Origin of the sequence: Streptomyces flavovariabilis, assembly GCF_000725785.1 — a bacterium.
GTDB lineage: Bacteria > Actinomycetota > Actinomycetes > Streptomycetales > Streptomycetaceae > Streptomyces > Streptomyces hawaiiensis.
The window spans coordinates 673,183-700,150 of record NZ_JNXD01000001.1 but is presented as its reverse complement, the minus strand read 5'-3'; the positions used below and the strand labels follow the sequence as shown (position 1 = coordinate 700,150).

Here is a 26,968-nt window from a genome sequence, read left to right as displayed (position 1 = left end):
CAACGACTCGAACGTAATACGAGTCGAGGTCGGTGTCCAGGGAGGGCGGGCCTTGTCACCCACGCCCCCCGTGTGCCTAGTATTCGACCACCGGGATCTCGGCCGCTTAGGCGGACCGGCGGTCCTGCCTGCCGAACTCATGGGGGAGACTGGCATGGAGTCACCGGGCAACGAACTTTTATTTCCTCGGACGCCGCACGGGCACCGGGTGGTCTTCGGATGCGATGAGATCGTCGCAATTCCGCGAAAGCCCGAGTTATCCGGTGAATGTCCACCAGACCCGAAATGGGCCGCACAACGGGGCGGACAGGACAGCCCGATCACGCCGGCCACCCGGAGCCGGAAGCTGATGCGGGACGGGGAGGCGCACCGTCGGCTGTGCGTTCCGGCCGACCCGGTGTTCACCGCCCGGGCCATCCGTGAGACGACTCCCCGGATGATCTGCCTCGCCCACCGGACCATGGACGAGATGGGCGATGGCCATGACGTCGACCCCATCAGTCCCCGCGGCGGAGGCGGCGTTCCGACCCGGGCCGCTGCGCCGTCACGGAACTCCGGGCCGAGCAGACCCCCTGACACTTCGGACCCGCGGTGCGCCGGGCCGTGTCGCCCCGCGGACCTCGTCAGGCCGTGACCTTCCCGGCGGGCGGCCGACCGTCCCTTTGCCCGCCCATCATCCGGCCCGTCTGACGGTATTCCGACCGAACGCCATTCCCCCGCGTCACCCTCCCCGCCCAGCGCTCGGCGCGGCGCGGGAATGCCGGTGTATACCGTTTCGTGCGCGGAACCGATTTGACGGGCCCTACGAGTGGGGATGTAGCACAAAAACATGAGTACCCACACCATATCTCCCGACATGCTGGACCCGGTCGCCACGAGGGCCGCCGTGGACACCGTCCTCTTTGATTTCCTGGAAAATCAACGAATGAGCTCCGGGCAACGACAGTTATCCCAGTTCGTGGAATTGCTGGAAGAATTCATGGTGGGCGGCAAGCGAATACGGCCGATCCTCACCGTGCTGGGCTGGCAGGCGGCCGGCGGAGAAAATGACTTGACGACCGTGGTACGTGTGGCCGCGTCACTGGAGATGTTTCACGCGTTCACTCTCATCCATGACGACATCATGGACGACAGCGACACCCGGCGCGGTCGTCCGACCATCCACCGGACACTCGCCGGGGAACGCGGCGACGAGCGCACCGAGCGTTTCGGAATCGGCGGCGCTGTGCTGCTGGGCGATCTCGCCTTCGCCTGGTCGGACGACCTGCTGCACACGGCCGATCTCACCCCCGCGCAGTCGGCGGCGGTGCTGCCGGTCGTCACCGAGATGCGCACCGAAGTCATGCTCGGCCAGTACCTGGACCTGCGGGCGACCGGCGAGCTCACCGACGACGTCGATGCCACCCTGACCGTCAACCGCTACAAGACCGCCAAGTACACGGTGGAACGGCCGCTGCACATCGGCGCCGCCCTCGCGGGCGCCGACGCCCCGACCCTGGCAGCCTGCACGGCGTTCGCGCTGCCCCTCGGGGAGGCCTTCCAGCTCCGCGACGATCTGCTGGGCGTGTACGGCGAGGCCCGGGACACCGGCAAGTCACGACTGGACGACCTGCGGGCCGGCAAGAACACCACCCTGGTCGCGCTGGCACTGCGCGCGGGTGACTCGGCACAACGCGCCCGGCTGCGCACGCTGATCGGCGATACCGGCCTGGACGAGACCGGCGCCGAGGAGGTCCGCGCGATCTTCGCGGCCACCGGCGCCCGGGACGCCGTGGAACGCCTGATCGATGACCGTTACCGGCAGGCGCTGGGCGTGCTGGACGCCGCCCCCTTCACCGCCGACGCGGTCACCGCCCTCAAACACCTCGCCGCCACTGCCACCAGGAGGAACTCATGACCGCGGATCTGACCGCACCGGCCCCGGCGGGGACGGCCCGCCACTGGCAGGAGTGCACCGACCGGTTCGCCGCCCTCTTCGACCGGCACCTCGGGTACGAGGCCCAGAAGGTGCCGATGACGGACGCCGAGCTGCGCGAGGTCATCGACGCCTGCAACCGCGCGGTCGCCCCGCTCGGCAAGAGCGTCTCCGACAAGCGCTGGATCTCCTACATGGACGTCGTGCGCTGGTCGCAGAGCGCCCGCCACCTCAAGGACATGGAGGCGTTCAAGGCCGTCTGCGTGCTCAACTGCGTGACCTTCGTGTGGGACGACATGGACCCCGCCTTGCACGACTTCGACCTTTTCCTGCCCCAGCTGCGCGCGGTGTGCGAGCGGTACTACACCCCGCAGGACGCGGAGTTCGCCTACGAGGGCGCCCGCGCCTTCGTCACCAGCGACCACATGTTCCGTGACTCGGAGCTCAAGAGAGTGCTCTGCGGCACCTCGCCCGAGCAGTACTTCCGCTTCCGCGTCACCGATGTCGGCGTGGACTTCTGGATGCGGATGTCGTACCCGATCTACCGCCACCCCGAGCTGACCGAGCACTCCAAGACGGGGCTGGCCGCCCGGATGACCACCCGTGGCCTGGCCATAGTCAACGACTTCTACTCCTACGAACGCGAGCAGGCCCTCGGGCAGATCACCAACTGCTTCCGACTGTGCGACATGTCCGACGAGGCCGACTTCCAGGCGTTCTTCCAGGCCCGCCTCGACGACATGGCCGAGGACATGGAGTGCATCAAGGCGTTCGACCCGCTCACCCGGGACGTGCTGCTCGACCTCATCCAGGGCAACTTCGTCTGGACCACCCGCGACCGGCGCTACCAGGCCGCGGTCAACGACGTCAACTCACGGATCCAGTAGGGGACCCGAGATGCCCCCCGCCCCCAGGTCGCCCTCGGTGGAACGGCCCTGGCAGATCGGCGCCGCTCCCGGCGCCGTGCCGCTGCTCGGACACGTGCCCGCACTGTGGCGCCGCCCGTTGGAGTTCCTGGCCTCGCTTCCCGCCCACGGCGACCTGGTCGAAGTCCGGCTCGGCCCCACCCGCGCCTATCTCGCCGTCCATCCCGAACTGGTCCGGCACGTCCTGCTCAACCCGCGCGTCTTCGACAAGGGCGGCGTCTTCGACAAGGCGCGCCAGCTCCTCGGCAACAGCCTGTCGGTCTCCCGCGGCGAGGAGCATCGCTTCCAGCGGCGGCTGATCCAGCCCGCGTTCCACACCACCAGGATCGCCGCATACACGACGGCGGTGGCCGCGGACACCCGCACCGTCACCGACGGCTGGCGGGCCGGCGAGATCCGGGACATCGGCGACGCCATGCACGCCCTGCTGATGCGGGTCGCCGCCCGCACCCTGTTCTCCACCGGGCTCGACGAGGACACCATCGAGGAGGCCCGGCAGTGCCTGCGGACGGTCTCGCAGGGCATCTACCGGCGGACCGTCGCCCCGCTGGGCATCCTGGAGAAACTGCCCACCCCTGGAAGACGCGCCTACGACCACGCCAACACACGGCTGCGGCAGATCGTGGCGGACATGATCGCGCTGCGCCGCCGGTCTGGCGCCGACCACGGCGACCTGCTGTCCACCCTGCTGCGGGCGGAGTTGCCCGAGACCGGGGAGAAGCTGGACGACGCCCAGGTCCTGGACCAGGTCGTCACCTTCCTGGTCGCCGGCAGCGAGACCACCGCCTCCACCCTGGCGTTCGTCTTCCACCTGATGGGCACGCTTCCCGAGGTGGAGCAGCGGGTGCACGCCGAGGTGGACAGCGCACTGGAGGGCCGGACGCCGGTCTACGACGACCTGCCCGCGCTGCCGTACACCCGCAACGTCATCACCGAGGCGCTCCGGCTGTATCCGCCGTCGTGGATGGCGATGCGGGTCACAGCCGAGGACGTCGAACTCGGCGGCCGGGCCATCCCCGCACGGACGATGATCATGTACAGCGCCTACGCCCTGCACCACAATCCCGAACTCTTCCCGGACCCCGAGACCTTCGACCCGGGGCGCTGGGAGGGTGAGCGGGCGGCCCGGGTACCGCGCGGGGCACTACTGCCGTTCGGCGCGGGCAGCCACAAGTGCATCGGCGACGTCCTCGCGCTCACCGAGACGGCGCTGATCGTCGCGACCGTCGCCGCGCGCTGGCGGCTGCGCCCGGCCCCCGGCAGCCGGCTGCGTCCCGAGCCGAAGGCCACTCTGGAGGCGGGCCCGCTGCCCATGGTTCTGGAACGCCGCTGACCTGTCCTGCCCCTTCTTCTCCCATTCCCTTCTCTCCCTCATCTCCCTTCTCTCCGTTCGTACCGTCTCAGGGGGCGCATCCGGCATGAAGACCCAATCCGACCCGGTCAGGCGCAGGTGGCGGATCGCCAGGGCGCCGGGCCGGCTACCGCTGGCGGGTCACGCGCTGCACCTGGCGCGCCGTCCTCTGGAGTACCTTTCGTCGCTGCCCGCCCTGGGCGACCTGGTCGAACTGCGGCTGGGCACCCGGCTCACCTATCTGCCCTGTCATCCGGAGCTGGTGCAGGACGTGCTGCTGAACGCGCGGGTCTACGACACCGGAGGCCCGGTGAAGGAGAAGGCCCGTCCCATCCTCGGCAACGGGCTGATCACCTCCGACTGGGCCGACCACCGCAGACAGCGGCGGATGGTCCAGCCCGCCTTCCACACCACGCGCATCGCGACGTACGCCGAGGTGATGCGCGAGGAGTGCGCGACGCACGCCGAGACCTGGCGGCCGGGCCGGCCGGTCGACGTCGGTGACGCCATGCAGGCGCTGACCGCACGGGTGACGGCACGCGCGCTGTTCTCGACGGAGATGGCGCCGCAGTCCGTCGCGGAGGTCCAGCGCAGCCTTCCTGTCATGGTGCGCGGCGCGTTCCGCCGGGCGCTCGATCCCACCGGCCTGATCGCCAGGCTGCCGCTGGCCGCCAACCGTGAGTTCGACGCCGCGCTCGACCGGCTGCACACCCTCATCGACGGCATCGTCGGGGACTACCGGCGCTCTGGCGAGGACCGCGGCGACCTGCTGTCGGCACTGCTGGCCGCGCGGGACGACGAGGACGGCGGCGCGCTGACCGACCGGGAGGTCCACGACCAGGTCATGACCCTGCTGCTGGCCGGCGTGGAGACCACCGCGAGCGCCCTGACCTGGGCCTGGCATCTGCTGGCGACCCAACCCGAGGCTGAGGCGCGGCTGCACGCCGAGGTGGACGAGGTGCTGGGCGGTCGTACGCCGACGTACGCCGACGTACCGAAGCTCGCCCACACCCAGCGGATCTTCACCGAGACCCTGCGCCTGTACCCGCCGGCCTGGATGTTCACCAGGATGACCACCCAGCCCACCGAACTCGCCGGTCAGCGGCTGCCGGCCGGGACGGATATCCTGATCAGCCCCTACGTCATCCACCGCATGCCGGAGTTCTTCCCGCGCCCGGAGGCCTTCGACCCGGACCGGTGGGTGCCCGAGCGCGCCGGGGACGTCACCCGCGGCTCGTATCTGCCGTTCGGGGCGGGCAGCCGCAAGTGCATCGGCGACGTCTTCGGGATGACGGAGGCGACGCTCGCGCTGGCCGCCCTCGCCTCCCACTGGCGTCTGCGGCCCGTGCCGGGCACCACTGTCTCGCCCCGGGCCGAGATGAGTCTGACGGCCGGGCCGCTGCCGATGGTGCCCGAACGGCGTTAGCGGAAGGCGACGGGAAGCGAGCGCAGGCCGCGGAGCGCCGGGCTGGGGCGCCACCGCAGGTCGGCGAGATCGGCGTCCGGGGCCGTGGCACCAGGCCGACGGGCATCAACCACGAACCGCGCTCTCAGGCGCAGCACTCCGCCTCGAGCCCCATCGGCAAGTGCTCCCCGCCGAACACCGCACACGTCGCCTCGTGCCCGCCCAGCGCGGCCACGGCCAGCAACAGCGACCCCGCCGTCCACGTGGTCAGTTCCCGGGGCCAGATCGCGCCGTCGTCGAAGACGTACCCGGTCCAGTACAGCCCGCTCTCCGGATCGCGCAGGTGCTGGATCGACTGCAGGATCTCCAGCGCGCGGTCCGACTCCCCCATCACCCACAGGGCGAGCGCGAGTTCGGCGGACTCACCCCCCGTCACCCACGGGTTGGGAACCACGCACCGCACGCCCAGCCCGGGGACGACGAACCGGTCCCAGGCCTCCTCGATACGGTCCTTGGCCTCCGCGCCGGTCAGCGCACCGCCGAGCACCGGGTAGTACCAGTCCATCGAGTACCGGTTCTTGTCGAGGAACCGCTCGGGGTGGTGACGTATGGCGTGCCGCAGCGCACCCGCCGCCAACTCCCAGTCCGGTTGCGGCTCTTCCCGCTGCTCGGCGATGGCCAGTGCGCAGCGCAGCGCGTGGTGGATGGAGGAGCTCCCCGTCAGCAGGGCGTCCGTCGTCTCCGTACCGTCGTCGTCGCGCCGCCAGCCGATCTGGCCGCCCGGCTGCTGGAGGCGGAGCACGAACTCCACTGCCGCGTACACCGCCGGCCACATCCGGTCCAGGAACGCGTCGTCGCCGGTGGAGAGGTGGTGGTGCCAGACGCCGACGGCTATGTAGGCGACGAAGTTGGTCTCGCGGCCCCGGTCGGTGACCGCGTCGGACTCGCCGTCGGTGTAGGCGGCGTACCAGGAGCCGTCCTCGTTCTGATGCCGGGCCAGCCACAGGTAGGCCCGCTCCGCGGCCTCGTGCTCGCCGGCGGTGTCCAGGGCCATGGCCGCCTCGACGTGGTCCCACGGGTCGAGGTGGTGCCCCCGGAACCAGGGGATGGCACCGTCCTCGCGCTGCACGGCGAGGATGCCGGCGACGGTCGCGGCGGCCTCCCCCGCGGTGAGGACCCCGGGCAGGACCAGATGTTCCGTCCGGGGAGTGGTCACTTGGCGTCCGCCCCGGTGTCGGCCAGACGCGGCAGGTGCGGCTTGGTCGCGTACGCCACGAAGCTCTTGCCGATCAGCGGGTTCAACGCCTGCTCGGCGACCCGGGTGGCCAGCGGTTTCTTCATGATGTCCCAGACGAGCAGCTTGTGGTACGCCCGCACCGGCAGGGCCTGGTCGTTGTCGACGCCGAACGCGCACTTGAGCCACCAGTAGGGCGAGTGCAGGGCGTGTGCGTGGTGCGTGCCGTAGGGCTCGAGGCCGGCCTCGCGGATCTTCTCCACCAGTTCGTCCGCCTTGTAGATGCGGATGTGGCCGCCCTCGACCTCGTGGTAGGCGTCGGAGAGGGTCCAGCAGACCTTCTCGGGGCCGTAGCGCGGGACGGTGACGGCGATGCGCCCGCCGGGCTTCAGCACCCGCACCATCTCCGCGAGGACGCCCTTGTCATCCGGGATGTGCTCCATCACCTCGGAGATGATCACGACGTCGAAGGACTCGTCGGGGAAGGGCAGCGCGAGGGCGTCGCCCTCCATGGCCGTGGCGGTGGCGCCCTCGGGTGCCTCCCCGGCCTCCTTCATCGCCGCGAACCACTTCGCGACCTCGCGGATCTCCTCGGCGTTCTGGTCCAGCGCCACGACCTGCGCGCCACGCCGGTAGCACTCGAACGCGTGCCGCCCGGCACCGCAGCCGAGATCCAGCACACGGTCACCCGGTGCCAGCGGGAACCGGGAGAAGTCGACGGTCAGCACGTGGCCCTGCTTTCGGAGTTGACGCCTTCTACATCTGTGGGAGCCGCGGATCCGGCACCCGCCGGGGTCACGTCCCCGGCACCGGCCACAGCCACGGATCCGGCACTCGCCGAGGTGACGGGACCGGCGGCCGTGGACCCGGCATCCACCGAAGCGTCGGACCGGACGGCCGCGGATCCGGCATCCGCCTCAGTGGCAGGCCGGAGGGCCGCAGAACCGGCGTCCGTCTCAGTGGCGGAGCCGGTGCCCGCCGACGCCGGGGAACCCACACCCGCCGCACCTACGGAACCGGCACCCCCTGGAGCTCCCGGCCCGGCCCCCGAAGAGGCCGCGGAGCGGCCCGGAGACCGGGGCACGGAGCGTTCGAAAGCGCCCGACGCGGAACGGCCGGAGACCACCGGCACGGATCCGGTGTCACCCGGCGCGGAGCCGCCGGGAAGTTCCGGCGCGGACCCGGCATCGCCCGACGCCGAACGGCCGGAAATCACCGGCGCGGAGCCGGTGTCCCCCGGTACGGAAGGGCCGGGAATCTTCGGGGCGGAACCGGTCCGCGGTGTTGCGGGGCGGGTGGGAGTCTCGGGGGCGGCGTGCCTGCCGTCATGACCGGCCCGGGCGATCGCCTCGCGGTAGCGGGCCACCGTGCCCTCCGCGGCACTGGCCCAGGTGAAGTGCCGCAGCACCCGTTCACGCCCGGCCGTGCCGAGGCGGGCGCGCAAGTCGGCGTCGGAAAGCAGGCGGCCCAGGCCGGCGGCCAGCGCGTCGGCGTCGCCGGGTGGTACCGCCAGGCACGTCTCCCCGTCGCGGCCGGCGACCTCGGGTATGGCACCACCGGTCGTGGCCAGCAACGGCGTCCCCGTCGCCATGGCCTCCGCGGCCGGCAGCGAGAAGCCCTCGTAGAGCGACGGCACGCACGCGACCTGCGCCGAGCGCACGAGGTCGACGAGTTCCGCGTCGGTGATGCCCTTGACGAACTCGACGGCCCCGGCGAGGCCGTACCGCTCCATCGCCTGGGCGACCGGCCCTTCGGTCGGCCGCTTGCCGACGACGACGAGGTGGGCGTCGGGATGTTCGGTCCGTGCCTTGGCCAGCGCCTCGACGAGATACACCAGGCCCTTCAGCGGCACGTCCGCGCTGGACGTCGTCACGATCCGGCCCGGCACCACCGGCACCGAGGGGTCCGGCGAGAACAGGTCGGTGTCGGCGCCGATGTGGACCACGTGGATGCGGTCCCGCCGGACACCGAGGTGGTCGATGATCTCCTGCTGCGACGTGCCGGACACGGTGAGCACGGACGGCAGCCGGCGCGCGACGCGCTTCTGCATGCGGGTGAAGGCGTACCAGCGCCGCACCGAGAGGCGCCGCCTGCGTCCCTCCGCCGCGTCCAGCTCCAACTGCCGGTCCACGGTGATGGGGTGGTGGATGGTCGTCACCAGGGGCGCGCCGACATCGCCCAGCAGGCCGTAGCCGAGGGTCTGGTTGTCGTGCACGACGTCGAACTCGCCGCGCCGGGCGCGCAGGTGGCGGCGTGCGCGGAGCGAGAAGGTGAGCGGCTCCGGGAAGCCGCCCGTCCACATCGTCGCGACTTCCAGCGCGTCGATCCAGTCGCGGTACTCGCCGCGCCCCGGCGTGCGGAAAGGATCCGGCTGGCGGTACAGGTCGAGGCTGGGCAGCTCGGTGAGGCTCAGCGCGTCGTAGCCCTCGTCGAGGACGGGGTACGGCTGGGCGCCGATGACCTCGACCTGGTGGCCGAGGCGGGCCAGTTCGCGGGAGAGATGCCGGACATAGACGCCCTGTCCGCCGCAGAACGGGTTCCCTTTATAGGTGAGGAGCGCGATGTGGAGCGGTCGCAAGCCGTCGGCGGCGGGGCCCTCCGTAGCCCCGGCCTCCCTGGCCTCAGCGGTCACTCTCGGCCCCCTTCTCCCTGCACTGTCCCGCGAGATTACGCCGGGACGCTAATCTAGAACAAGTTTCAGACTTGATCGTTCGGAGGCTCTGAATCTACCGGCAGGTAGGGGCGCTGTGAGTAGTGGATCAGGTGATTCACGCCACGGCCGGCGCCGTGCCATGCTGTGTGATCACTCGTCCTCACGGACGGTCACGGACGGGATCGACCCATGCCCGCGGAAGCCAAGGTGAGCGCCAAGGTGAACAAGCCGGCCAAGGTGGAAGCCAGAGCGGCAGCCCCCGCCTCCCCGCCCCTCACGGAGCGGCAGGAGGCCCGCCGCCGCCGCATCCTGCACGCGAGTGCGCAGTTGGCCAGCCGGGGCGGCTTCGACGCCGTGCAGATGCGCGAGGTCGCGGAGTCCTCCCAGGTGGCGCTGGGCACGCTGTACCGCTACTTCCCGTCCAAGATCCACCTGCTGGTCGCCACGATGCAGGACCAGTTGGAGCACATGCACGGCACGCTGCGGAAGAAGCCCCCGCAGGGCGAGACGGCGGCCGAGCGGGTCGCGGAGACGCTGATGCGGGCCTTCCGGGCGCTGCAGCGCGAGCCGCATCTGGCCGATGCGATGGTCCGCGCGCTGACGTTCGCCGACCGCAGTGTGAGCCCGGAGGTCGACCAGGTCTCCCGTCAGACGACGGCGATCATCCTGGACGCGATGGGCCAGGAGAACCCGACCCCGGAGCAGCTCTCGGCGGTCCGGGTCATCGAGCACACGTGGCATTCGGCGCTGATCACCTGGCTGTCGGGGCGCGCCTCGATCGCCCAGGTGAAGATCGACATCGAGACGGTGTGCCGTCTGATCGACCTGACCGCGCCGACCACCCCGTAGGCCCACGGACACGACTGGGCCCCCGCACACGACGAGGACCTACGAGACGGGTTCCCTTCGCCGGTATGGTCCGGATCAGGTGATGGGGGTCGCCTTCCGGTCGCCCGGCCTCTCGGCCCTGCGCCCTTCCGGCCTCTCAGCCCTACCGTCGCAGTCGGCACCCGCGGAAGCCGAAACTTCCCGCCGACGTCGGCTACTCCGGTCGGACTCCCTCACTCGCCTCGTAGGCCGACTTCAAGGATATAACGCCCATAAGAGAAAGAAACCCCTCTCTTCATGATTCTTCGGGCGCTACCCCTCCGGCGGGAACACCGCCTCCCCGCCGTCCCCCAGCGTGATCACGATCGCCTCCACAGGACAGCTCTCCGCCGCCTCCAGCACCCTCTCGTTCGCGCCCATGTCCGGGGCGGCCGGGTGGGACTGGCGGGCGGCGTCCAGGCGGAAGCCGTCCGGCGCGTGGTGGAGGCACTGCGCGGAGCCGATGCACAGGGAGCGGTCGACCTCGACGTGCCAGCGGTCGCCCATCGCTACGCCTGTGCCGGGAGGTGGATCATCTTGTGCTCCAGGTACTCGCCGTATCCCTCCGGCCCGAACTCCCGCCCCAGACCGGAGTTCTTGTAGCCGCCGAAGGGGCCCAGCATGTCCAGGCTGAAGGTGTTGACGGAGTACGTGCCGGTACGGACCCGGCGGGCGATGTCGATGCCGTGCTCGACGTCCGCGGTCCAGACGCTGCCGCTGAGCCCGTAGTCGGAGTCGTTCGCGATCTTCACGGCGTCGGACTCGTCGTCGTAGGGCAGCAGACAGATCACCGGGCCGAAGATCTCCTCGCGGGCGATGCGCATGGAGTTGTCGACGTCGCCGAAGAGGGTGGGTTCGACGTACCAGCCGCGGTCGAGGCCGGCCGGGCGGCCGCCGCCGGTGAGGATCTTGGCGCCTTCCTCCTGCCCGATGCGGATGTAGTCGAGGTTGCGCTGCTGCTGCCGCCGGGCCACCAGCGGCCCCACCTGGGTGGCCGGGTCCAGCGGGTCGCCGACGGCCAGGGCGCCCGCCGCGGCGGCTAGGGCGTCGGCGAACTCGTCGTAGCGGGAGCGGGGCAGGAGGATGCGGGTCTGGGCGACGCAGGCCTGCCCGTTGTTCATCCAGGCCGCGGGGGCGATGCCCGCCACGGCCGTCTCGACGTCCGCGTCGGGCAGGACGACGGCAGCCGACTTGCCGCCCAGTTCCAGGGTCACGCGCGTGAGGTTGCGGGCGGCGACCTCCATCACGCGCTTTCCGGCCGCGACGGACCCGGTGAAGGACACCTTGTCGACCCCGGGGTGCCCGACCAGGTACTCGCTCACCTCCCGGTCGGCGGGCAGGATCGACAGCACCCCCTCCGGCAGCCCGGCCTCGCGGGCGATCTCGCCGAGCAGATAGGCGTCGAGCGGCGACTCGGGCGAGGGCTTGAGCACGACCGTGCAGCCGGTGAGGAGCGCCGGGGCGAGTTTGGCGGCGGCGACGAACTGCGGGACGTTCCAGGGGGCGACTGCCGCGACGACCCCGACGGGCTCGCGCCGCACGAGGATCGTGCCGAGCACGCCGTCGCGTCGCTCCTCGTGGGTGAAGTTCCGCGCGACGGTGATCGCGGAGTCCCAGACCATCACCGCCCCGAGCGCCTGGGCGAGGACGCTCCAGGAGTACGGCGAGCCGTTCTGGGCGGAGATCACGCGGGCGATCTCGTCGTGCCGGACGGCGATGGCGTCCTTGATCCGGCTGACGACCTCGATCCGCTCGTCGAGGCTCATCCGCGGCCAGGGCCCCTCGTCGAACGCCCGCCGCGCCGCCGCCACGGCCCGGTCCACATCGGCCGTGGAGGCGTGCGGGACGCGTCCGATGACCTCCTCGGTGTGCGGCGAGATCACCTCGATGACGTCCTGGCCCAGGGGGTCGGTCAACTCCCCGCCGATGAACAGCTGTCCGTGTTCCACGAGCTCGGTCATGGCCGACCGCCTCCCCGGGAGCGTCTTCTGACGGCACATCAGATACGCCCACTGATACCAGCCCCGCCCACAGGAGTCCACGGACCGCGCACTACGGAGAGCCTCCTATTGGAACCCGTTCTAGTTATAGTGACGGGGAGCCGCGGCGACAGGGGAGCCCATGACACAGGTGACCGACCACGGCGGGGGCGTCCGGTCCCTCCGAGTCCCGATCCCGGACAACCCGCTCGGCCACACGCTGGTGTACGTGGTCGACACCGACCGCGGCCCGGTGCTCATCGACACCGGCTGGGACGACCCGGAGTCCTGGGACACCCTCGCGCGGGGCCTCACCGCCTGCGGCACCTCGCCCGCCGAGATCCACGGCGTGGTCATCACCCACCACCACCCCGACCACCACGGCCTGTCCGGCCGGGTCCGGGAGGCGTCGGGCGCGTGGATCGCGATGCACGCGGCGGACACCGCGGTCGTACGACGGACCCGTCAGGCCCGCCCCGAGCGCTGGTTCTCGTACATGGCGGCCAAGCTCACCGCGGCCGGTGCACCCGAGGAGCACATCGCGCCCCTGCGCCGAACCCCGCCCCACGCCCTGCCGGGCCTCTCCCCCGCCCTGCCCGACCGCGACATCGTCCCCGGCGAACTCCTGGAGCTGCCCGGCCGCCGCCTGCGCGCGATCTGGACCCCGGGGCACACACCGGGCCATGTCTGTCTCCACCTGGAGGAGGCCCACCCGGCTCGACTCCCCGGCCGGGGCCGCCTGTTCTCCGGCGACCATCTCCTGCCCGGGATCACCCCGCACATCGGCCTCTACGAGGATCCCGAGGAGACCACTGTCACCGACCCCCTGGGCGACTACCTCGACTCCCTGGAGCGCGTCGGCCGGCTGGCCCCCGCCGAGGTCCTCCCGGCCCACCAGCACCCGTTCCCCGACGCCGCCGCCCGCGTACGCGAGCTGCTCGCCCACCACGAGTCACGCCTGACCGCCCTGCTGGCCCTCCTCGCCGAGCCCCTCACCCCCTGGCAGCTCGCCGAGCGCATGGAGTGGAACCGCCCCTGGGACCAGATCCCGTACGGCTCCCGCACCATCGCCGTCTCGGAGGCCGAGGCGCATCTGCGGCGACTGGTGAAGCTGGGCCGGGCGGAGGCGGTGCCCGGGAGCGACCCGGTGGCGTACACGGCGGCGTGAAGGCGGCCCAAGCAGGGCGCAATGGACCGTCGCCGAGCTGTTCGCGGACCCGTCCCCGCCCGAACGCGCCTGCTCCACACGGCTCTTGGCGACGCCGAGCGCCCCTAGGATGGTCGGACGCAACGCTCGCACCGGGAGAGACGCCCATGGGCACCGAAGAGGCCGCACGCACGACGACCGGCAGCGGGGCCCTGGACGGCGGGTGCGCCGGGCCCATGGTGCCGCGGCTGGCCCTCGGCGCCCGGCTGCGCGGGCTGCGGGTGGAGCGGGGCATCGGCCGGGCGGACGCGGGGCACGTCATCCGCGCCTCCTCCTCCAAGATCAGCCGGATGGAGACCGGCCGCCACGGCTTCAAACTGCGCGACGTCGCCGATCTGCTCACCCTCTACGGCGTCACCGACGAGGCCGAGCGCGCCACCCTGCTGGCGCTGGCCGAGCAGGCCAACACCCCCGCCTGGTGGCGGTCCTACAGCGATGTCGTCCCCGTCTGGAGGCAGACCTATCTAGGGGCCGAGCAGGCGGCGAGTCTCATCCGCTGCTTCCGGGTCCAGCGCGTCCCCGGACTGCTGCAGACCGCCGGCTATGCCCGGGCGGCCGTCAGGCTCGCCCACCCGGACGCCGGTGCGGCGGAGATCGACCGCCGGGTCGCGCTGGGGATGACCCGCCAGCGGATCCTGCACCGGCAGCCGGCGACCCGGCTGTGGGCCGTGATCGACGAGGCGGCGCTGCGCCGCCCGGTGGGCGGTGTCCCTGTGATGCGGGACCAGCTCAGGCATCTCATCGAGATCTGCCGGCTCTCGCACGTCACGGTGCAGATCCTGCCGTTCCTCGCCGGCGGCCACGCCGCCGAGGGCGGTCCGGTCACCATTCTGCGGCTGCCCGGCGGGCAGTTGCCCGACGTGGTCTGTCTGGAGCAGCTCACCACCGCCCTCTACCCCGACCGGCCGGCCGACATCGAGCGCTACTGGGATGCCATGAACCGGCTGGTGGTCGAAGCCGAGTCGCCGGACGAGACTCCGACCATCCTGCACCGCATCCTCCAGGAGACCTGAGCGTCAGCGCTTGAGGGCGACGCCGCCGTACTGGTGGACCTCGGCGGGAAGGCCCAGGGCGGCCGCGTCGGGATGCCAGCGCGAGCAGGAGGCCACGCCCGGTTCGAGCAGCTCCAGACCGTCGAAGTAGCGCGCGATCTGCTCGGGGCTGCGCAGGATGTACGGGATCGAACCGCCGTCGTTGTACTGCTCGATGGCCCTGACGTACTCCTCGCTGGTGTCGGTGGAGTCGTACTGCACGAGGTAGCTGCCGGGAGGCAGGGCGTCGACCAGTTGCCGCACGATCGACCGGGCCTCGTCGTGGTCCTCGATGTGGCCCAGGATGCCCATCAGCATGAGGGCGACGGGCCGGTCGAAGTCGAGGGTCTTCCCGGCTTCCCGGACGATCGCGCCCGGCTCGCGCAGGTCGGCGTCGACGTAGTTGGTGACGCCTTCCGTCGTGCTGGTGAGCAGTGCGCGGGCGTGGGCCAGCACCAGCGGATCGTTGTCGACGTAGACGATCCGGCTCTCCGGGGCCACCCGCTGGGCGATCTGGTGGGTGTTGTCCACGTTGGGCAGACCGGTGCCGATGTCCAGGAACTGGCGGATGCCCTCTTCGGCGGCCAGGTGGCGCACGGCGCGGGCGAGGAAGTAGCGGGCGGCGCGGGCGCCCGTCTCGATGCCGGGGAAGATCTCGCGGAACGCGTCACCGGCCACCCGGTCGACTTCGTAGTTGTCCTTCCCGCCCAGCCAGTAGTTCCAGATCCGGGCCGAGTGCGGCACCGAGGTGTCGATCTTGGGAAACGGCTCCTGCTCGGGGTTCTCCACCTGGTCGGTCATGGACGCTCCTGCGTGTGTGGTCGGAGATCCCCACGTTAGCCGCTCCACGCCCTCAAGAGGATCAACTCGCGTGCCTCACCCAGGAGTTCGACCTCGGCCCGACTCATCGTAGGACTGGCGCCCCGGCGGCGCAGGGCCTCGGTCAGGGCCGGACGCGTGAGCGGAGACGGGCCGGCGAGGAGGGCGGTCAGCATGGTGTCGGCGGGTGCGGAGAGGCTGTCGCCGGCGACGGCGGCCTGCCCGAGGATCACCGCGGTCGCCGCCCAGTCCAGACCCGGGTCGCCTTCCACCGCGTCGGACCAGTCGATGACACAGGGGCCGCCGGGGGTGAGGATCACGTTCTCCGGGTGCAGGTCGAGGTGGAGGATACGGACGGCCGGGTCGCTGGAGTGCAGGGCGGGGACGGTGTGGAGGTCGTGCAGCAGCCGGGCGAGGATCGAGCCCGCCTCCGCCACGTCCAAGGTGCCCGCAAGGCAGGCCTGGAGCATGGTCGGGCCGGAGAGCCGCTCCATCACCAGGTCGGTGCGCGAACCGGACGGGCGGACCCGGGGCACCGGATAGCCGTGGGCGTGCACATGCGCCATCACCGCACCCTCGGCCGCCGCGTCGCCCCCACCGTCGCGCTCGCGGCGCAGCACCCACGCCTCGTCGATCTCATACACATCGGCCCTGCGCCCCGAACCGAGCAGCTTTCCCGGCGGTGTGATCGGCATGAGGCGAATGATCCGGCGAACGGCTGGGCCGCCGCAGGCCTTTCTCGTTCCCGCGGCCCCTGTGCTGCTGCAGGCAGCTTTTCCGCCTCGCCCCATAGGACACCGTCTGAAGACCGGGCGCACGTCCTGGTCGGCAGTGCTCGACGCGGTCCGCTCGGAGCCCGGTGCCGCCGCCTCCGCGGTGACCACGGTGCAGATCCGCGAGGTCGTCGAGCAGCTCGTCGCCGCCGGCCAGTGGAAGCCCGGGCGACCCCGAGGTCCTGGTCGTGCTGGATGCCGGATACGACGCGCCTCGCATCGCTCACCTGTGCAACGACCTGCCCGTCGAGATTTTCGGTCGTCTGCGTTCCGACCGCGTCATGCGCCGGCCGACACCGCCGCGGGTCTACGACCCGCAGGCGGCCGTCCGCCCGAGCATGGCGGCGAGTTCGTCTTCGGTGACCCCACCACCTGGGGCACCGAGCAGGCCGTGACGGTCACCGACACCCGCCTCTACAGGCAGGCCACCGCGCGGGCGTGGGACCGGCTGCACTCACGGCTGACCAGGAGGGCGGCCTGGACCGACACGAGGGACCACTGCCCATCGTCGAGGCCACCGGCGCCACCACCACAGACGGCGACCGCTGCCGGCAGTCATTCCTTCGCCTCGTCGACCTCGAGCACAGGCTCACACGACGGTGCGGTCGTCGTTCCTCGCGAGTGCGGGCCGGCCGCGCAGAGTCAGGGCCGCGAAGCACAGGAGGACCAGGACCACCGCCCAGTTGAGCCAGACGTAGCCCGCCTGGGCGACGACCACACCGGCCACCGCGGTGCCCAGGGCAGCCGCGGAGCTCATCACCAGGTCCGACAGGCCCTGGGCCGCCGCGCGGTCGGCGGCGGGGACGGAGTCGGTGAGCAGGGCGGAGCCCGCCACCAGGCCCGCCGACCAGCCGAGACCCAGGACGAAGAGGGCCGCCATGGACTGCGTGTGACTGGTGCCGGCGGTGGCGGCGAGCAGGGCGGCGACCGCGAGAAGTGCTACCGACAGGCAGATGGCAGTGATGCGGCCGACGTGGTCGGCGAGCCAGCCCATGGCCGGGGAGAACGCGTACATGCCGAGGACATGGGCGCTGACCACCAAGCCGATCAGATTCATGCCGGCGCCGTCGTGGGCCATCTGCAGGGGTGTCATCGACATGACCGAGGCCATGGCGGTGTGCACCACGGCGACGGCGGCCACCGCGAGGCGGCCCCGGGACGTGGCGCGCAGGGCCCGATAACCCGACCACACGGAACCTGAACGGGCAGTCGACGGGGAGTCTGGAGCGAGGATGCGGGCGGTGAGGAGGGGATCCGGGCGCAGTCCGGCCGCGATGATCGCGGCGGCGGCCGCGAACGCGGCGCAGGCCCACGCGAACGGGCCGGCGGCCGCCGGTATGCCCCAGGCGGTGACGCTGTGGGACGCCGGGGCGGCCAGGCTCGGGCCGAGCACCGCGCCGATCGTGGTCGCCCACACCAGCAGGGAGATGGCGCGGGCCCGCCGGTCGGGCGGGGTGAGGTCGGCGGCGGCGAAACGGGCCTGGAAACTGGCGGTGGAGCTGCCGCCGAACGCGGTCAGGCCGAGCAGCAGCAGGGGGTAGTTGGAGACGACGGCAGCGACCACGGTCAGAGCGGCGCCGACCGCGCCGGCCAGATAGGCCAGGGCGAGGCCGGGACGGCGGCCCCGGGCGCTCATCAGTGGGGTGAGCGGCACGGCCAGCAGCGCGGTGCCCACGACGGTCGCGGTCGCCGCGAGGCCGCCCAGCGCGTCGCCGCCGACCCGGGCGCCGACGACGGTCGCGAACGCGATGCCGATGCCGATCCCGATGCCCCCGAGGACCTGGCTGGTGAGCAGCACCGCGGTGGTGCGCCGCCGCAGGGTCGGCGGGGCGAGGGCGGCTGTCTTCATGCAGCGAAGACCTTCCCCGGGTTGAGGATCCCCGCCGGATCCCACACCTGCTTGATGCCCCGGTGCAGGTCCAGGACGGCCGGGCTCAGCTCCCGGGTCAGACCGCGCATCTTCAGCAGGCCCACGCCGTGTTCGCCGGTGACCGTGCCGCCCAGCGCGATCGCCTGATCGACCACTTCCTCGAACACCTCGCGGCCCCGGACCAGTTCCTGATCGTCGCCGCGCGGCACGACCAGCATCGGGTGCAGGTTGCCGTCCCCGGCGTGGGCGAGGCCGGCGATGTGCACGCCGTGCCGCTCGGCGGTGCGCTCCAGGCGGGCGAGCATCTCGGGGACCAGGGTGCGGGGCACGCAGATGTCCTCGCTGAGCACCATGCCCAGACGTTCCAGCGCGGGATAGACCAGACGACGGGCGGCGAACAGGGCGTCCGCCTCGGCCGGGTCGCCGGACCGGGCGCTCCAGGCGGCTCCGGCGGCTTCGAAGCAGGCCAGTACCGTGTCAGCCTCCTCGACGCCGGCCGCTCCGGGCGCGTCGCAGCGGGCCAGCAGCAGGACGTTGCCACCGTCGGTGAGCCCCATGTTCTTCCACTCGTCGACGGCCCGCAGGCAGTAGCGGTCGACGAGTTCGAGGGCGCTGGGCACGACACCGGAGGCCACCACCCGGGCGACGGCCCGGCCGGCGCCCGGCAGGTCGTCGAAGTAACCGACGACGGTGTGCTCCTGGGCCCGCTCGCTCCGCAGCCGCAGAGTGATCTCGGTGACCAGGCCCAAGGTGCCCTCGGAACCCACCAGCAGGCCGGCCAGTTCGAAGCCGGCGGAGCTCTTGGCGGTCTGCCGGCCCAGCCGGACGACCTCGCCGCGGCCGGTGACCGCCTCCAGGCCGAGCACGTAGTCGCGGGTCACGCCGTACTTCACACAGCACACCCCGCCCGCGTTGGTGGCGACGTTCCCACCGATGGTGGACCACGGGGCGCTCGCCGGGTCGGGCGGATACCACAGGCCCTTGTCGGCACACGCGGCCCGCAACACGTCGTTCACGACGCCGGGCTGGACCACCGCCAGGCGTTCGTCCGGGTCGATGCGCAGGATGTGGTCCATCGCGGCGAAGGAGACGACCACGCAGCCGTCGACGGCGTTGGCGCCGCCGGACAGACCGGTGCCGGCCCCCCGGGCAACCACCGGTACACCCCGTTCGGCGCAGTACGCCACCACGGCCGCGACCTCGGCGGTGTCGCGGGGCTGCACCACGGCCGCGGGGAGACCGTAGCGGGCTCCGGCGGCCTCGTCGTGAGCGAAGGACGCGAGCCGGGCCGGGTCGGTGATCACCCGTCCGGCCGGGAGGATCCCTGCGGGATCGAAAGGTGTCGTGGTCACCTCCGTAAGGATCGCCGGGGGCCGGCAGGCGAGCAATTGGCCCTTCGTACATGCGCCCGGCACCCGTGCCACCGGGTGTACCAAGGGTCAATTGCCGGCCTGACCTGCCGTCGGCCAGCCTGTTTGACGCCAGGTCAGGCCGCGAACGGCCATCAGGAGGGTGAGTCAATGACGGCGGTACTCACGGGAATCGGGGGCTTCCTCCCACCCAAAGCGGTCACGAACGACGACCTCTCGCGCACACTGGACACCTCGGACGAGTGGATCCGGACCAGGACCGGTATCCGGGCGCGCCGGATGGTTTCCGACGGCCTGTCGACCGGGAGTCTGGCGGTGGAGGCCGGTGCCCGGGCCATGCGGTCGGCCGGGGTGACCGGGGTGGACGCGGTGGTCGTGGCGACCACCTCGCCCGAGCGGCTCTGCCCGGCGGTGGCGCCGGAGGTCGCCTCCCGGCTGGGACTCGGCACCGTGGCCGCCTTCGATCTGACGTCTGCGTGCAGCGGGTTCCTGTACGGGCTCGCCACCGCGGCCGGTCTGATCGACTCCGGCACCGCCGATACCGTGCTGTTCATCGGCTCGGAGGCGTTCACCACCCTGGTGAACCAGGAGGACCGGGCGACGGCGCCCATCTTCGGCGACGGTGCGGGCGCGGTGGTACTGCGCCGCGGCGAGCCGGACGAGCCCGGTGCTCTCGGCCCGTTCGACCTCGGCAGTGACGGCGCGCTTGCCGACCTGCTGGCCATCCCGGCCGGCGGTTCCAGGCAGCGCTCTGCCGACGCAGGACTCGGTCACGGCACGGTTCCGACAGCGGACTGGTACCTGCGGATGGAGGGCCGCCCGCTGTACACGCAGGCCGTGGAGCGGATGACGCAGTCGGCGCTGGCGGTCCTCAAGCGCGCGGACTGGCCGGTGGCGGACGTCGACTGGTTCGCCGGCCACCAGGCCAACCTGCGCATCGTGCGGGCCGTCGCCGAGGAGCTGGAGCTCTGCGAGGAGCGGGTGGCGGTGAACATCGACCGAGTGGGCAACACCCTGGCGGCGTCGGTGCCGCTGCTCCTGAACGACTACGCCGCCCGCGGCGCGCTCCGGGCGGGCCAGCGGGTGCTGCTGTCCGCCTTCGGCGCCGGCCTGTCCTGGGGCTCGACCGTCCTGGTCTGGCCCGAGATCCAGGCCGAACCCATCAACTGACCTTTGTACCCGACGGTTGCCGACCCGGCACCGCCGTTTGTCCCAGCCCTGCCGATCCAGGAGGAAACCCCCATGAGCTCCATGCACGACTCCGTCGTCGAGGTCTTCGTCGCCCGCTTCGGCCTCGACCGCGAGACGGTGGTGCCCGACGCCAGCTTCGACGACCTCGGCCTCGACTCGCTGTCGCAGATCGAACTGGCCACCGCCCTGAAGAAGCGCCTGGGCATCGTGATCACCGACGAGGAGCTCTCCGAGATCTCCGTCGTCGGCGACATCGTCGCCCTGGCCGAGAAGAAGGGCGCCGTCGTCCGATGACCGGGTTTGCCGCCGCCATCACCGGGATCGGCCTGGTCACTCCCGCCGGTATCGGGGTGAAGGAGAGCTGGGACCGCGTCGTCGAGGGCAGACCGACGGCGGCGCACCACTCCGATCTGGACGCCCTGCCGGTCACCATGGCCTGCAAGGTACCCGACTTCGACCCGGCCGCCCTCGGGCTGCGCGGGGCCTGGCAGTGGGACCGCTACTCGCAGTTCGCCATCGCCGCCGTGCGCGAGGCCCTGGGCCAGGCCGGGCTCACCCCGGGCGCATGGGCGGACAGCGCGCGGGTGGCGGTGATCCTGGGCTCGGGCGCCGGCGGCACCGCGACGTTGGAGGAGCAGCACCGGACGCTGATCGAGGAGGGGCCCTCGGAGGTCTCCCCGATGACGTTGCCGATGGGGCTGCTGAACATGGCGGCGGGCCAGGTGGCGATCGACATCGGCGCCAACGGGCCGTGCATGGCGCCCTGCACGGCATGTGCCGCCGGGGCGAGCGCGATCGGCCTGGGCCGGGACCTGATCCGGTCGGGGCTGGCCGACATTGTCGTAGCCGGCGGCGCCGAGGCGCCCATCACTCCGCTGTACGTGTCCTCGTTCGCCCGGATGCGGGCCCTGTCCCGACGGCTGGACAGCCCCGGGACCGCGTCCCGCCCGTTCGACACGAGCCGCGACGGGTTCGTGCTCGGCGAGGGCGCCGGGGTCGTCGTCATGGAGTCCGAGGAGCATGCACGGGCCCGGGGCGTGGCACCGGTGGCCCGGGTGATCGGCTACGGCGCCTCGGCGGACGCGCACCACGTGACGTCCCCTCACCCCGAGGGCAAGGGCGCCGAGCTGGCGGTGCGGGCGGCCCTCGCGGATGCCGGGCTCACCGGCCGGGACATCGGCTACGTCAACGCCCACGGCACCTCCACACCGCTCAACGACGTCATCGAGGCCGGCGTGATCCACCGGGTCGCCGGGCCGGACGTCCAGGTCAGCTCCACCAAGGGCGTCACCGGGCATCCGCTGGGCGCGGCCGGGTCCATCGAGGCCGCGTTCGCGGCGCTCACCGTGCACCACGGTGTGATCCCGCCGTCGGCGAGCACCACCGAGGTCGACCCGAGGGTGAAGGTGGACGTCGTGCACGGCGCGGCCCGCCGGAGCCGGGTGGACGTGGCCCTGAGCAACTCCTTCGGTTTCGGCGGCCAGAACGCCGCCCTGCTGATCGCCTCCGCCTGACCGCGGCCCACCTTCCGGCCGGCCCCCGCGAACCGAACCGCAGGAAAGGATCCACAGATGACCCCGTCGGCCTCCGCCGACCTGTCCCGGCTGCTCTTCGACGGCAGGTACGAGCAGACGCACCAGGACCTCCACGACCTGCTGCTGGACCCCCTGTTCGACCCCCGCGAAGGGCTCACCATGACCGAGGCCGGGAAGCTGGCCTATGAGCGGTCGCGTGCCGTGCACGCCGGGCTGGAGCGCCCGCGGGAGATCCTGGCCGACCCCTGGCGGCTGTTCGCGCTGGCCGAGTGGCCCTCGCTGGTGGACGTCTCCACGTTCTCGCTGCTGATGGTGCACTACAACCTCGCCTTCGGCACGGTCGTGGAGCACGGCGCCCGGGACGACCTGAAGGACTTGTTCGACGAGCTGGACCGCCTTGACTCGTTCAGCCCGTACATGGCCACCGAGCTGGGCTACGGCAACAACGTGGCAGCCCTGCGCACCGAGGCGGTATATGACGCCGAGACCGGCACGTTCGTGCTGAACACGCCCGACGCGCTCGCGCAGAAGTACATGTCGTACAGCGGGTTCCGGGACGTGCCGAAGCTGGCCGTGGTGATGGCCCGGCTGAAGGCGGACGGCAAGGACCACGGCGTGTTCCCGTTCCTGGTCCGGATCAGCGACGGCAACGGGCTGTGCGAGGGCGTGCACGCGGCGCCGTGCCCGGAGAAGCCGGTGCAGGGCCTGGACAACGGCCTCACCTGGTTCGACCACGTGCGGATCCCGCGCCGCAGCCTGCTCCACGGCGACATGGGCGGCTTCGACGAGAAGGGTGTGTTCCGCCCGGCCTCCGGCAACCAGCGCAAGCGGTTCCTGCGCGCGATGAGCCGGATCCTGCCCGGGCGGCTCTGCGTCTCCAGCGCGGCGACCGGGGCCGGCCGGGCCAGTGTGTACATCGCCCTGCGCTACGCGGCACAACGGCTCACCAACGCGCCGGGCCGCAACGACCTGCCGGTCATCGAGTACCGCAGCCACCAGCTCGCGCTGTTCACCGCGCTGGCGAAGACGTACGCGATGACCCTGCTGCTCAACCACGCCAAGCGGGAATTCACACAAGCCCCGCAGGACGCCGTCCCGGCCGGCCTCAACCATCTGGTGTCGATCACCAAGGCCCTGTCCACCTGGGAGATGACCGAGGTCATCGCGACCTGCCGGGAGCGCTGCGGAGCCCAGGGCATCTTCAGCGTCAACCGGATCGCGGACTACGGGTCGCTGCTCCAGGGCCTGGTCACGGCGGAGGGCGACAACCAGGTGCTGCTGGCCACCACGGCGGGGCAGATCATCGCGCAGGGCGGCGACGACGAGGAGCCGGGCACGGCACCCGACCCGCGGGGCCGCGACCTGAGGGACCCTCGGTTCCTGGTGGAGGCCCTGCGCTACCGGGAACAGGAGCTGTTGCGCGCTGCCCGGGCGTCCATGACGGACGACTCCCAGGACCGGACGTACTTCGAGGCGTGGAACGGCACCATCAACTCCGGTCTGGAGATGGCCCGGCTGCGCGGGGTGCGCACCGCCCTGGAGAGCTTCGCCACCGCGGTGGACGAGGCACGGGACGAGACGGCGCGGGCGGCTCTCGGCCCGCTGGCCGCGCTCTACGGACTGACCGAGGTGGGGCGGGACGCCGGCTGGTTCCTTGCGCGCGGCGCGCTGACGGCCGAGCAGGTGGAACGGCTGCCGGCGGAGGCGGACGCGCTGTGCGCCGAGCTCCAGCCGTACGCCGACACGCTGATCGACGGGTTCAGCCTGTCCCCGGAGCTGCTGCGGGCGCCGATCGCGGCGGACGACTACGTGGCCGCCTTCCAGCAGCGGACCGGCGCCTTCGGCCCGGCCGCCGCCCGCACATCCGAGGGGAGCTGACACGGCGATGGCGCGGCACAGCTATTACTGCCCGATCCGCTGGTCCGACATGGACGTCTACGGGATCGTCAACAACGTCTCCTACCTGCGCTACCTGGAGGAGGCCCGGGTCGACTTCATCTTCCGGATGGCGCCGACCGAGGGCGACGCCTTCTTCCGGGACGGCTCCGTGGTCGTCGAGCACGCCATCCGCTACCGGCGGCAACTGGTGCACCGGCACGAGCCGGTCGAGATCGAGATGTGGGTCTCCGACCTGCAGTCGGCGACGGTGGCCATCGACTACGTGGTCAAGGACGGCGACACTGTGTACGCCACCGCCTCGACCGTGATGGCGCCGTTCGACTACGCGGCGGGCCGGCCCCGGCGGCTCACCGACGAGGAGGTCCGCTTCTTCGAGAAGTACGCCGACGACACCCCGGCGGCAGGCTGACATGCGGCTGCTGCGGATCGGTCAGCCGGGCGAGGAGCGGCCCTGTGCCGTGGGCCCCGGCTCGGTCGTGCGGGATCTGTCGGCGTGGGTGCCCGACTGGACCGGCGCGGCCCTCGACCCGGATGTGCTGCGGGAGCTGGGCGCCCGGCTGGACCGGGAAGCCGGCACGCTGCCCGCGGTCGACCCGGCCGCCGAGCGGGTCGGACCGCCCGTCCGTCCGGGCGGGCATCTGCTGTCGATCGGGCTCAACTACCGCATGCACGCCGCCGAGGCCGGCCTGGCACTGCCCGACGAGCCGATCGTCTCCAGCAAGGCGCCGACCACGCTGGTCGGGCCGTACGACGACCTGCTGCTGCCGCCGGGCGGGGAGAAGACCGACTGGGAGGTCGAGCTGGCCGTGGTGATCGGCCGGCGTGCCCAGTACCTGCCGGACCCCGCCGCCGCGCCGGCCCACGTCGCGGGCTACGCCACCGCCAACGACGTCTCCGAGCGGAGCTGGCTGCTGGAGCGCGGCGGCCAGTGGGTGAAGGGCAAGTCGTTCGAGTCGTTCAGCCCGCTGGGCCCCTGGCTCGTCACCCCGGACGAGGCGGGCGACCCGCAGCGGTTGCGTCTGACCTGCCGGGTCAACGGCCGGCTGATGCAGGACGGCTCCACCGCCGACATGGTCCACGACGTGGACCGCCTGGTCTGGTACCTGAGCCAGTTCATGGTGCTGCACCCCGGCGACGTGGTGCTCACCGGGACGCCGGGCGGGGTCGCCCTTGGCCGTCCCGACCAGCCGTTCCTGCGGGCCGACGACGTGGTGGAGGCGGAGGTGGCCGGACTGGGCGCGCACCGTCAGCTGTGCCGCGCGGCCGTACCGGTGAAGACCCCGCTGTGAGACCGGCCGACGCACCGGCCGGCGTGCCGGCCCCGGAAGGAGATCGAGAGCAGATGACCGTCCAGCGGGAACTCCCCGCCCAGGAGCCGGATACGAGCACCGGGGCGCGGGTGGCCGAACTGCGCGCGGCCAAGGAGCTGGCTCGCCGCGGCCCCAGCGAGCACGCCACCCGCGCGCAGCACGCCAAAGGCAAGTTGACCGCCCGTGAGCGCATCGGCCTGCTGCTGGACGCGGGGTCCTTCACCGAGGTGGAGCAGCTGCGCCGGCACCGGGCGGTCGGTTTCGGGATCGAGGAACGCAAGCCGCACACGGACGGTGTGATCACCGGCTGGGGCACGGTCGAGGGCCGCACCGTGTTCGTCTACGCGCACGACTTCCGGATCTTCGGCGGGGCGCTCGGCGAGGCGCATGCCGAGAAGATCCACAAGATCATGGACATGGCCCTCTCGGCTGGTGCTCCCCTGGTCGCGCTGAACGACGGGGCCGGGGCGCGGATCCAGGAGGGCGTCTCGGCCCTGGCCGGCTACGGCGGGATCTTCAAGCGCAATGTGCGGGCCTCCGGCGTCATTCCGCAGATCTCTGTGATTCTGGGGCCCTGCGCGGGTGGTGCGGCGTACTCGCCCGCGCTGACCGACTTCGTGTTCATGGTGCGCGGCACCTCCCAGATGTTCATCACCGGACCGGACGTGGTGAAGGCCGTCACCGGCGAGGACGTCACGCAGGAACGGCTCGGCGGTGCCGACGCGCACGCCGAACTGTCGGGCGTGGCGCACTTCGTGTACGACGACGAGTGGACCTGTCTGAGCGAGGTCCGATACCTGCTGTCCCTGCTGCCGTCCAACAACCTGCAGATCCCGCCGTTCGCCCCCGGCACGGATCCGGCCGACCGGCGCGGCGAGGCCCTGCTCGGCCTGGTTCCGGCCGAGGGCAGGCTGCCGTACGACATGCGCCGGGTGATCGAGGAAATCGTCGACCACGGCGACTTCCTGGAGGTCCACGAACGCTGGGCTCCCAACATCCTGTGCGGGCTGTCCAGGATCGGTGGCGAGGTGGTCGGCATCGTCGCCAACCAGCCGATCGCGCTGGCGGGCGTGCTCGACATCAGGGCCAGTGAGAAGGCCGCCCGCTTCGTGCGGATGTGTGACGCCTTCAACATCCCGCTGCTCTCCCTGGTCGACGTGCCGGGGTTCCTGCCCGGGGTGGACCAGGAGCACGGCGGCGTGATCCGGCACGGGGCGAAGCTGCTGTACGCGTACTGCGAGGCCACGGTGCCGCGGGTCCAGGTGATCCTGCGCAAGGCGTACGGCGGGGCATACATCGTGATGGACTCCCGCTCGATCGGCACCGACATGTCCTACGCCTGGCCGACCAACGAGATCGCGGTGATGGGTGCCGAGGGCGCCGCGAACGTCATCTTCCGCAAGCAGATCGCGGAGTCCGACGATCCTGACGCCCTACGGGCCCGGATGGTCAAGGACTACCGGTCGGAGCTGATGCATCCCTACTACGCGGCCGAGCGCGGGCTGGTCGACGACGTGATCGACCCCGCCGAGACCCGGTCGGTGCTGGCCCGCACCTTCCAGATGCTGCGGACCAAGCACGCGGAGCAGCCGTCCCGCAAGCACGCCAACTCCCCGCTGTGACCTCGATTCCT

Annotated in this window: 23 protein-coding genes and 1 pseudogene; 15 read left to right on the top strand and 9 right to left on the bottom strand. The window is 71.6% G+C overall.

What is annotated here, in order from left to right; translation table 11 throughout:
• Nucleotides 1-829: 829 nt before the first annotated feature.
• The 4 genes from IO24_RS0103100 to IO24_RS0103085 all read left to right on the top strand — a co-directional run bounded on the left by IO24_RS0103100 (nucleotide 830) and on the right by IO24_RS0103085 (nucleotide 5,618).
• Nucleotides 830-1,897 (top strand): polyprenyl synthetase family protein, encoded by a 1,068-nt coding sequence (locus tag IO24_RS0103100; protein ID WP_031131492.1) that lies wholly within the window; start codon nucleotides 830-832, stop codon nucleotides 1,895-1,897.
• Nucleotides 1,894-2,802: a terpene synthase family protein gene (locus IO24_RS0103095; protein ID WP_031131490.1), complete on the top strand. Its 909-nt coding sequence runs from the start codon at nucleotides 1,894-1,896 to the stop codon at nucleotides 2,800-2,802. The genes IO24_RS0103100 and IO24_RS0103095 overlap by 4 nt, the downstream gene beginning before the upstream one ends.
• A gap of 10 nt (nucleotides 2,803-2,812) precedes the next feature.
• On the top strand, nucleotides 2,813-4,174 hold the full coding sequence (locus tag IO24_RS0103090; protein ID WP_045295799.1) for a cytochrome P450: 1,362 nt from the start codon (nucleotides 2,813-2,815) through the stop codon (nucleotides 4,172-4,174).
• 85 nt (nucleotides 4,175-4,259) lie between these two features.
• Nucleotides 4,260-5,618 (top strand): cytochrome P450, encoded by a 1,359-nt coding sequence (locus IO24_RS0103085; RefSeq protein WP_031131486.1) that lies wholly within the window; start codon nucleotides 4,260-4,262, stop codon nucleotides 5,616-5,618.
• Nucleotides 5,619-5,742: 124 nt separating this feature from the next.
• Here the strand turns inward: IO24_RS0103085 and IO24_RS0103080 are convergent, their stop codons facing one another.
• Genes IO24_RS0103080 through IO24_RS0103070 form a run of 3 tightly spaced genes read right to left on the bottom strand, consistent with a single transcriptional unit; the run spans nucleotide 5,743 to nucleotide 9,463 of the window.
• Nucleotides 5,743-6,813, bottom strand: coding sequence for a prenyltransferase/squalene oxidase repeat-containing protein (locus IO24_RS0103080; protein WP_031131484.1), 1,071 nt, complete (start codon nucleotides 6,811-6,813; stop codon nucleotides 5,743-5,745).
• A complete protein-coding gene (locus IO24_RS0103075; protein ID WP_031131482.1) occupies nucleotides 6,810-7,559 on the bottom strand; it encodes a class I SAM-dependent methyltransferase in 750 nt (249 codons plus the stop codon). The genes IO24_RS0103080 and IO24_RS0103075 overlap by 4 nt, the downstream gene beginning before the upstream one ends.
• Nucleotides 7,553-9,463, bottom strand: a complete 1,911-nt coding sequence (locus tag IO24_RS0103070) for a glycosyltransferase (protein ID WP_234335137.1) — start codon at nucleotides 9,461-9,463, stop codon at nucleotides 7,553-7,555. Before IO24_RS0103070 ends, IO24_RS0103075 begins: the two co-directional genes overlap by 7 nt.
• A 210-nt stretch (nucleotides 9,464-9,673) precedes the next feature.
• Between IO24_RS0103070 and IO24_RS0103065 the strand changes: the two genes are divergently transcribed.
• Nucleotides 9,674-10,333, top strand: a complete 660-nt coding sequence (locus tag IO24_RS0103065) for a TetR family transcriptional regulator (RefSeq protein ID WP_031131477.1) — start codon at nucleotides 9,674-9,676, stop codon at nucleotides 10,331-10,333.
• Nucleotides 10,334-10,624: 291 nt separating this feature from the next.
• Here the strand turns inward: IO24_RS0103065 and IO24_RS0103060 are convergent, their stop codons facing one another.
• A complete protein-coding gene (locus tag IO24_RS0103060) occupies nucleotides 10,625-10,858 on the bottom strand; it encodes a ferredoxin (RefSeq protein ID WP_031131475.1) in 234 nt (77 codons plus the stop codon).
• Nucleotides 10,859-10,860: 2 nt separating this feature from the next.
• Nucleotides 10,861-12,312 (bottom strand): aldehyde dehydrogenase, encoded by a 1,452-nt coding sequence (locus IO24_RS0103055; RefSeq protein WP_031131473.1) that lies wholly within the window; start codon nucleotides 12,310-12,312, stop codon nucleotides 10,861-10,863.
• 160 nt (nucleotides 12,313-12,472) lie between these two features.
• Between IO24_RS0103055 and IO24_RS0103050 the strand changes: the two genes are divergently transcribed.
• Nucleotides 12,473-13,498: a Strvi_7410 family MBL fold metallo-hydrolase gene (locus IO24_RS0103050; RefSeq protein WP_031131471.1), complete on the top strand. Its 1,026-nt coding sequence runs from the start codon at nucleotides 12,473-12,475 to the stop codon at nucleotides 13,496-13,498.
• Nucleotides 13,499-13,644: 146 nt separating this feature from the next.
• Entirely contained in the window at nucleotides 13,645-14,550 is a 906-nt protein-coding gene (locus IO24_RS0103045; RefSeq protein WP_045295802.1) for a helix-turn-helix domain-containing protein, read from the top strand.
• 3 nt (nucleotides 14,551-14,553) lie between these two features.
• Here the strand turns inward: IO24_RS0103045 and IO24_RS0103040 are convergent, their stop codons facing one another.
• Nucleotides 14,554-15,369, bottom strand: a complete 816-nt coding sequence (locus IO24_RS0103040) for an SAM-dependent methyltransferase (protein WP_031131468.1) — start codon at nucleotides 15,367-15,369, stop codon at nucleotides 14,554-14,556.
• A 35-nt stretch (nucleotides 15,370-15,404) separates the two neighbouring features.
• The gene (locus tag IO24_RS0103035; RefSeq protein ID WP_031131466.1) at nucleotides 15,405-16,082 is read right to left on the bottom strand and encodes a phosphotransferase; all 678 of its coding nucleotides are present in this window, start codon (nucleotides 16,080-16,082) and stop codon (nucleotides 15,405-15,407) included.
• A gap of 85 nt (nucleotides 16,083-16,167) precedes the next feature.
• Between IO24_RS0103035 and IO24_RS47305 the strand changes: the two are divergent.
• Nucleotides 16,168-16,787, top strand: a pseudogene (locus IO24_RS47305) (transposase); the annotation flags it as partial.
• On the opposite strand, the gene IO24_RS0103030 reads toward IO24_RS47305, so the two are convergent.
• Nucleotides 16,750-18,009 (bottom strand): MFS transporter, encoded by a 1,260-nt coding sequence (locus tag IO24_RS0103030; RefSeq protein WP_037667106.1) that lies wholly within the window; start codon nucleotides 18,007-18,009, stop codon nucleotides 16,750-16,752. The pseudogene IO24_RS47305 and the gene IO24_RS0103030 overlap by 38 nt on opposite strands.
• Nucleotides 18,006-19,382: an FAD-binding oxidoreductase gene (locus IO24_RS0103025; RefSeq protein ID WP_031131462.1), complete on the bottom strand. Its 1,377-nt coding sequence runs from the start codon at nucleotides 19,380-19,382 to the stop codon at nucleotides 18,006-18,008. Before IO24_RS0103025 ends, IO24_RS0103030 begins: the two co-directional genes overlap by 4 nt.
• 168 nt (nucleotides 19,383-19,550) lie before the next feature.
• Here IO24_RS0103025 and IO24_RS0103020 point away from each other — a divergent pair, with 168 nt between their 5' ends.
• The 7 genes from IO24_RS0103020 to IO24_RS0102990 all read left to right on the top strand — a co-directional run bounded on the left by IO24_RS0103020 (nucleotide 19,551) and on the right by IO24_RS0102990 (nucleotide 26,957).
• Nucleotides 19,551-20,570, top strand: coding sequence for a beta-ketoacyl-ACP synthase III (locus IO24_RS0103020; protein ID WP_031131461.1), 1,020 nt, complete (start codon nucleotides 19,551-19,553; stop codon nucleotides 20,568-20,570).
• 72 nt (nucleotides 20,571-20,642) lie between these two features.
• Entirely contained in the window at nucleotides 20,643-20,885 is a 243-nt protein-coding gene (locus IO24_RS0103015) for an acyl carrier protein (RefSeq protein ID WP_037667104.1), read from the top strand.
• The gene (locus IO24_RS0103010; protein WP_031131458.1) at nucleotides 20,882-22,105 is read left to right on the top strand and encodes a beta-ketoacyl-[acyl-carrier-protein] synthase family protein; all 1,224 of its coding nucleotides are present in this window, start codon (nucleotides 20,882-20,884) and stop codon (nucleotides 22,103-22,105) included. Before IO24_RS0103015 ends, IO24_RS0103010 begins: the two co-directional genes overlap by 4 nt.
• 57 nt (nucleotides 22,106-22,162) lie before the next feature.
• A complete protein-coding gene (locus IO24_RS0103005) occupies nucleotides 22,163-24,004 on the top strand; it encodes an acyl-CoA dehydrogenase family protein (RefSeq protein ID WP_045295804.1) in 1,842 nt (613 codons plus the stop codon).
• A 7-nt stretch (nucleotides 24,005-24,011) separates the two neighbouring features.
• Complete coding sequence (locus tag IO24_RS0103000; RefSeq protein WP_031131453.1) at nucleotides 24,012-24,434, top strand: acyl-CoA thioesterase; 423 nt, start codon at nucleotides 24,012-24,014, stop codon at nucleotides 24,432-24,434.
• A gap of 1 nt (nucleotide 24,435) precedes the next feature.
• Complete coding sequence (locus IO24_RS0102995) at nucleotides 24,436-25,314, top strand: fumarylacetoacetate hydrolase family protein (protein ID WP_031131450.1); 879 nt, start codon at nucleotides 24,436-24,438, stop codon at nucleotides 25,312-25,314.
• A 53-nt stretch (nucleotides 25,315-25,367) separates the two neighbouring features.
• Nucleotides 25,368-26,957, top strand: coding sequence for an acyl-CoA carboxylase subunit beta (locus tag IO24_RS0102990; RefSeq protein ID WP_031131447.1), 1,590 nt, complete (start codon nucleotides 25,368-25,370; stop codon nucleotides 26,955-26,957).
• Nucleotides 26,958-26,968: the final 11 nt, after the last annotated feature.

Coding starts and splice junctions, on each gene's coding strand:
- IO24_RS0102990 (WP_031131447.1), top strand. CDS start 25,368: ATGACCGTCCAGCGGGAACTCCCCGCCCAGGAGCCGGATACGAGCACC.
- IO24_RS0103000 (WP_031131453.1), top strand. CDS start 24,012: ATGGCGCGGCACAGCTATTACTGCCCGATCCGCTGGTCCGACATGGAC.
- IO24_RS0103060 (WP_031131475.1), bottom strand. CDS start 10,858: ATGGGCGACCGCTGGCACGTCGAGGTCGACCGCTCCCTGTGCATCGGC.
- IO24_RS0103065 (WP_031131477.1), top strand. CDS start 9,674: ATGCCCGCGGAAGCCAAGGTGAGCGCCAAGGTGAACAAGCCGGCCAAG.
- IO24_RS0103040 (WP_031131468.1), bottom strand. CDS start 15,369: ATGACCGACCAGGTGGAGAACCCCGAGCAGGAGCCGTTTCCCAAGATC.
- IO24_RS0103100 (WP_031131492.1), top strand. CDS start 830: ATGAGTACCCACACCATATCTCCCGACATGCTGGACCCGGTCGCCACG.
- IO24_RS0103085 (WP_031131486.1), top strand. CDS start 4,260: ATGAAGACCCAATCCGACCCGGTCAGGCGCAGGTGGCGGATCGCCAGG.
- IO24_RS0103010 (WP_031131458.1), top strand. CDS start 20,882: ATGACCGGGTTTGCCGCCGCCATCACCGGGATCGGCCTGGTCACTCCC.
- IO24_RS0103020 (WP_031131461.1), top strand. CDS start 19,551: ATGACGGCGGTACTCACGGGAATCGGGGGCTTCCTCCCACCCAAAGCG.
- IO24_RS0103015 (WP_037667104.1), top strand. CDS start 20,643: ATGAGCTCCATGCACGACTCCGTCGTCGAGGTCTTCGTCGCCCGCTTC.
- IO24_RS0103055 (WP_031131473.1), bottom strand. CDS start 12,312: ATGACCGAGCTCGTGGAACACGGACAGCTGTTCATCGGCGGGGAGTTG.
- IO24_RS0103090 (WP_045295799.1), top strand. CDS start 2,813: ATGCCCCCCGCCCCCAGGTCGCCCTCGGTGGAACGGCCCTGGCAGATC.
- IO24_RS0102995 (WP_031131450.1), top strand. CDS start 24,436: ATGCGGCTGCTGCGGATCGGTCAGCCGGGCGAGGAGCGGCCCTGTGCC.
- IO24_RS0103095 (WP_031131490.1), top strand. CDS start 1,894: ATGACCGCGGATCTGACCGCACCGGCCCCGGCGGGGACGGCCCGCCAC.
- IO24_RS0103045 (WP_045295802.1), top strand. CDS start 13,645: ATGGGCACCGAAGAGGCCGCACGCACGACGACCGGCAGCGGGGCCCTG.
- IO24_RS0103035 (WP_031131466.1), bottom strand. CDS start 16,082: ATGCCGATCACACCGCCGGGAAAGCTGCTCGGTTCGGGGCGCAGGGCC.
- IO24_RS0103050 (WP_031131471.1), top strand. CDS start 12,473: ATGACACAGGTGACCGACCACGGCGGGGGCGTCCGGTCCCTCCGAGTC.
- IO24_RS0103030 (WP_037667106.1), bottom strand. CDS start 18,009: ATGAAGACAGCCGCCCTCGCCCCGCCGACCCTGCGGCGGCGCACCACC.
- IO24_RS0103005 (WP_045295804.1), top strand. CDS start 22,163: ATGACCCCGTCGGCCTCCGCCGACCTGTCCCGGCTGCTCTTCGACGGC.